The 5,057-nt window shown below is 70.3% G+C and carries 3 protein-coding genes and 1 pseudogene; 2 read left to right on the plus strand and 2 right to left on the minus strand.

Going from position 1 to position 5,057, the window contains the following annotated elements; translation table 11 throughout:
• Positions 1-203: 203 nt before the first annotated feature.
• Together ACRDPN_RS15085 and ACRDPN_RS15090 are read right to left on the minus strand one after the other, a co-directional pair.
• Positions 204-1,856, minus strand: a complete 1,653-nt coding sequence (locus ACRDPN_RS15085; RefSeq protein ID WP_431449503.1) for a phospho-sugar mutase — start codon at positions 1,854-1,856, stop codon at positions 204-206.
• Positions 1,856-2,647 carry a purine-nucleoside phosphorylase gene (locus tag ACRDPN_RS15090; RefSeq protein WP_431449504.1) on the minus strand — a complete coding sequence of 264 codons (792 nt, stop codon included), beginning with the start codon at positions 2,645-2,647 and terminating at the stop codon, positions 1,856-1,858. The genes ACRDPN_RS15085 and ACRDPN_RS15090 overlap by 1 nt, the downstream gene beginning before the upstream one ends.
• Before the next feature lie 47 nt (positions 2,648-2,694).
• Here ACRDPN_RS15090 and ACRDPN_RS15095 point away from each other — a divergent pair, with 47 nt between their 5' ends.
• Together ACRDPN_RS15095 and ACRDPN_RS15100 are read left to right on the plus strand one after the other, a co-directional pair.
• Entirely contained in the window at positions 2,695-4,065 is a 1,371-nt protein-coding gene (locus ACRDPN_RS15095; RefSeq protein WP_431449505.1) for an NAD(P)H-quinone dehydrogenase, read from the plus strand.
• Between the two features lie 192 nt (positions 4,066-4,257).
• Positions 4,258-5,057: pseudogene (locus ACRDPN_RS15100) on the plus strand (hypothetical protein); the annotation flags it as partial.

Raw genomic sequence — 5,057 nt, forward strand, 5'->3', positions numbered from 1 at the left:
TGCGGGCATCGCGCCGTCACCGGGCTCGCCGCCGGGTGCGGGCGCGGGTCCGGCGCTGGTTTCGCCGCATCCGGCTAGCAGCGCCATCGCGGCGGCGGCGAACGTGAGCCGAGCCAGGTAGCGGAACCCCACTGCGACCTCCAGTCGTACCTCGCCGATGAGACGGCATACCAGGTCAGCCGGTTCCCGGTGACCCGGGGCGGTTACGACGGCGGGTGCGAGCGTGCGCCGGTCGCGGCGGCCAGATCGGCGCGGAGCTTTGCCAGCTCGGCCGCCGCCTGCTCGCGGGCGGCGGTCACGTCCGATCCGGTGACCGGGACCACCACCTCCGCATAGCACTTGAGCTTCGGCTCGGTGCCGCTCGGCCGAACGACCACCCAGGCGCCGCCGGCCAGCCGGTACCGCAGTCCGTCGGTCGGCGGCAGGTCCGGGCTGCCGGTGGTCAGGTCCTCGACCGACTCGACCGCCCGGCCACCGAGGTCGGCCGGCGGGTTCGCGCTCAGCCGGGTCATCATCGCATCGATCTCGGCGAGATCGTCGACCCGGATCGACAGCTGGTCGGTGGCGTGCACGCCGTACCCGGCGGCCAGCTCGTCCAGCAGGTCGGGCAGCCCCGCACCCGCGGCCCGCAAGGATGCGGCCAGCTCGCACACCAGCAGTGCGGCGCTGATCCCGTCCTTGTCACGCACCGTGTCGGGGTCCACGCAGTAGCCGAGCGCCTCCTCGTAGCCGTAGCGCAGCCGTGGTACCCGGGACAGCCACTTGAACCCGGTCAGCGTCTCGGTGTAGCCGAGGCCGTGTTTGGCCGCGATCCGGCCGAGCAGGGTGGACGACACGATCGTGGTCGCGAACACGCCGGACCCGGCCGGCGCGCGGCCGGACCGCACCAGGTGCGCGCCGAGCAGTGCACCGACGTCATCGCCGCGCAGCATTCGCCAACCGCCGGAAGCCGGATCCGGAACCGCGACCGCGCACCGGTCCGCATCCGGGTCGTTCGCGATCACCAGGTCGGCATCGGATGCGACCGCCCGGGCCAGTGCGAGGTCCATCGCGCCCGGTTCTTCCGGGTTCGGGAACGCAACCGTGGGAAACTCCGGATCCGGCTCGGCCTGTTCCGGCACCACGTCGGGAGCCGCGAACCCGGCCCGGCCAAGCACCGCGACCAGCACGTCCCGCCCGGTGCCGTGCAGTGGCGTGTACACCACCCGCAGGTCGCGCGGCGTGTCCGGCGCGGCGACCGCGGCGGTGCGGCGCACGTACGCGTCGACGACCTCCTCGTCCAGCGTGATCCAGTCGGTGCCGAGCGGCACGTCGGCGAGCCGCCCGACCGCGTCGATGCGCGCGGAGATCTCGCCGTCGGCCGGCGGCACGATCTGCGAACCGTCGCCGAGATAGACCTTGTAGCCGTTGTCCTGCGGCGGATTGTGCGATGCGGTCACCATCACGCCGGCATCCGCGCCGAGGTATCGGATCGCGAACGCCAGCACCGGTGTCGGCAGCGGTTCCGGCAGCACCATCGCGCGCAGCCCGGCCCCCTCGACGACCGCGGCGGTATCCCGGGCGAACTGGTCGGACTTGTGCCGGGCGTCGAATCCGATCACGACCGCCCGGCCGCCGGCATCGCGGACGTAGCTCGTGAGTCCCGCGGCAGCGCGGATCACCACGGCCCGGTTCATCCGGTTCGGCCCGGCGCCGAGCGCGCCGCGAAGCCCGGCGGTGCCGAACTGCAGACGTTCGCGGAAGCGGTCCTCGAGCCCGGTCATGTCCTCGGCGTCGAGCAGCCGCTGAAGCTCGTCGCGCGTGACGGGATCGGGATCCTGGCTGAGCCAGTCGCGGGCGCGGGCGAGCAGGTCCATCAGATGCGCGGCAGGACGTCGGCGAGCAGTGACCCCATCCGCGCGGCCGACGCACGTCCGGCCTCGAGAACCTCCTCGTGGTTCAGGGGTTCGCCGGTGATGCCGGCCGCGAAGTTGGTGACGAGCGAGATGCCGAGCACCTCCAAGCCGGCCTCGCGCGCGGCGATCGCCTCCAGCACGGTCGACATCCCGACGAGCGTGCCGCCAATGGCCTTGACCATCGCGATCTCGGCAGGTGTCTCGTAGTGCGGCCCGGGGAACTGCACGTAGACGCCCTCGTCGAGCGACGGATCGACCTCCTGGCAGAGCGCGCGAAGGCGCGAGGAGTACAGGTCGGTGAGGTCGACGAAGTTGGGTCCCTCGACAGGGGAGGTGCCGGTGAGGTTGATGTGGTCGCGGATCAGCACCGGCGTGCCCGGCGTCCATGAGGTGTCGAGACCTCCGCAGCCGTTGGTCAGCACCACGGTGTCGACGCCGGCTGCGGCGGCAGTGCGGACACCGTGGACGACCGAGCGCACTCCGAGCCCCTCGTAGAAGTGCGTGCGCCCGAGGAAGATGAGCAGCCGCCGGTCGCCGAGCCGCACGGAGCGGATCGTGCCCCCGTGACCCACGACCGCGGGGGCGCTGAACCCGGGCAGGTCTGCGGCGGCGAACTCGTGCTCCGCTTGGCCCAGCGCATCGGCCGCCGGCAACCATCCGGACCCCATGACCAGGGCGACGTCGTGCTTCTCCCCGCCGGTGCGCTCGGCGAGCGCGTCGGCGGCCTGCAAGGCGAGGTCGGCTGAGGTCACCGTCCGTACATTACGGACCCCGGTTCAGGTAGGACACAATGGCTCGCGTGACTCATGTGGCGATCATCGGCGGCGGGCCCGGAGGCTACGAGGCCGCGCTCGTGGCGGCGCGTTCGGGAGCGGACGTCACGCTCGTGGAGCGCGACGGGCCAGGGGGCTCGACGGTGCTCACGGACTGCGTGCCGAGCAAGACGCTGATCGCCACGTCCGACGTCCTCACCGAGGTCGAGTCATCGGCCGAGCTCGGCGTCGACCTTCCGCGTGAGGCGCGTGCCGACCTCGCGGCGGTCAACTTCCGGGTGCTGTCGCTGGCGAAGGCCCAGTCGGCCGACATCGGCGACCGTCTGGAGGCCAGCGGTGTCGACGTCCTGGCCGGCACGGCCACGCTCGACCCTTCCGGTCACGTGATCGCGACGACGGCCAACGGCGAGCGTCGCATCGAGGCCGACGGTGTGCTCGTCGCCACCGGCGCCCACCCGCGGGTCACCGAGTCCGCAAGACCCGACGGCGACCGCATCCTCACCTGGGAGCAGGTCTACGGACTGCGCGATCTGCCCGAGCACATGATCGTCGTCGGTTCCGGCGTCACCGGCGCGGAGTTCGCCAGCGCGTACAACGGGCTGGGCTCGCCAGTCACCCTGGTGTCGAGCCGCGACCGGGTGCTCCCCGGTGAGGACGGCGATGCCGCGACCCTCATCGAGGACGTCTTCACGCGGCGGGGCATGACCGTCATGGGCACGTCGCGCATGGCCGCGGTCGAGCGCCGTGGCGACGGGGTCCGCGTCACGCTGACCGACGGACGCGAGGTCGACGGGTCGCACTGCCTGCTTGCCCTCGGGTCCTTGCCGAACACCGGTGGCCTCGGGCTGAAGGAGGCCGGGGTCGAGCTCGACGACGGCGGTTTCGTCACGGTGGACCGGGTGTCACGAACGTCGGCCCCGGGTGTCTACGCGGCGGGCGACTGCACCGGTGTGCTGATGCTCGCCTCCGTCGCGGCTCAGCAAGGACGCATCGCGATGTCGCACCTGCTCGGCGACGCCGTGCGCCCGCTCGACCTGACCAAGGCATCCTCCAACATCTTCACGTCACCGGAGATCGCGACGGTCGGTCTCTCCCAGGCCAAGCTCGAGGAGGACGGGGTTCCGTTCGAGGTCGAGATGCTGCCGCTGGCGGCCAATCCGCGCGCCAAGATGCAGGGCATCCGCGACGGTTTCGTGAAGCTCTTCTCGAGCAAGGCCACCGGGATCGTCATCGGCGCGGTGATCGTCAGCCCCCGGGCCAGCGAGCTCGTCCACGTCGCCTCGTTGAGCGTCTCGGCCTCGCTGACGGTCGATCAGGTCGCCGACGCCTTCACGATCTACCCGTCCCTGTCCGGGTCCGTGGCCGAAGCCGCGCGGCGTCTCCATCGGCACGCCTGACCTTTCCTTGCTTGAACGGCTCCTGAACGAGGAGTCACACTGATGTAATTCCGCAGGTCAGCGATGAGAGTTGCGAAACCGCTGTTCAGCCCGCTGAAAGTGCTGTCTAATTTCCACAGCGGCGTCCCTACCACTTCCCCGTTCGGCTGCACTTACTCGATTGGACACGACATGCGTTCTCGGCGCGTGATTATGCGTTTCCTGCCCCTCAGCCTCGTGGCTGTCCTGCTGGGATCCGTCATGGTCTGGCAGGAAAGCATCGAGCGACGCCTCGGTGAGGATGTCAACGCCGAACCAGAGGTGATCGTCGTCGAGCACGACGTCCCTGTGGTCGGAGCGAGCGAACCGCAGGAGCCGGAGACGAAACAGTCATCGCCGGAGCCAGTTCCGTCCGGTCCTCGCACCGTCGCCGAGCTCGCTCCCACAGACGTCAAGCCGTACTCGATGCTCGGTGTCACCTGGCGGTCCGGCGTCCCGAACGACTCGGCAGTCGAGGTCCGGTGGCGTCAGGACGGTCAGTGGTCGAAGTGGAACGAGCTTCATCTCGACGTCGAGAACACCTGGACCGAGGGTGGCCGTCCGGGCACCGAGTCCGAATGGGTGGGTCAAGCAGACGGCGTCGCGGTCCGCGTCCGCACGTCGGAGGCCGCCGTGCCCCGCGACCTCCAGGTCGCGACGATCGATCCGGGCAAGGACTCGGCAGCAATCTCCAACGTCGCCGTGAGCCAGCCGTCGATCATCAGGCGCAGCAGCTGGGGTGCCGCCAGCACGGGCACCTGCGACTCGCCGGTCTACGGCGCCACCACTCGCGGCGCGATCATCCACCACACCGCCGGCTCGAACTCCTACGACAAGAGCCAGTCGGACAACATCGTGCGGGCGACACAGGCCTACCACACGAAGAGCCGCGGCTGGTGCGACATCGGCTACAACTTCCTGGTCGACAAGTACGGACAGATCTTCGAAGGCCGCAAGGGCGGCATCGACAAGCC

This window comes from Aeromicrobium sp., from assembly GCF_050700635.1.
In the GTDB taxonomy this organism is placed as follows: Bacteria; Actinomycetota; Actinomycetes; order Propionibacteriales; family Nocardioidaceae; genus Aeromicrobium.

Coding starts and splice junctions, on each gene's coding strand:
- ACRDPN_RS15085 (WP_431449503.1), bottom strand. CDS start 1,856: ATGGACCTGCTCGCCCGCGCCCGCGACTGGCTCAGCCAGGATCCCGAT.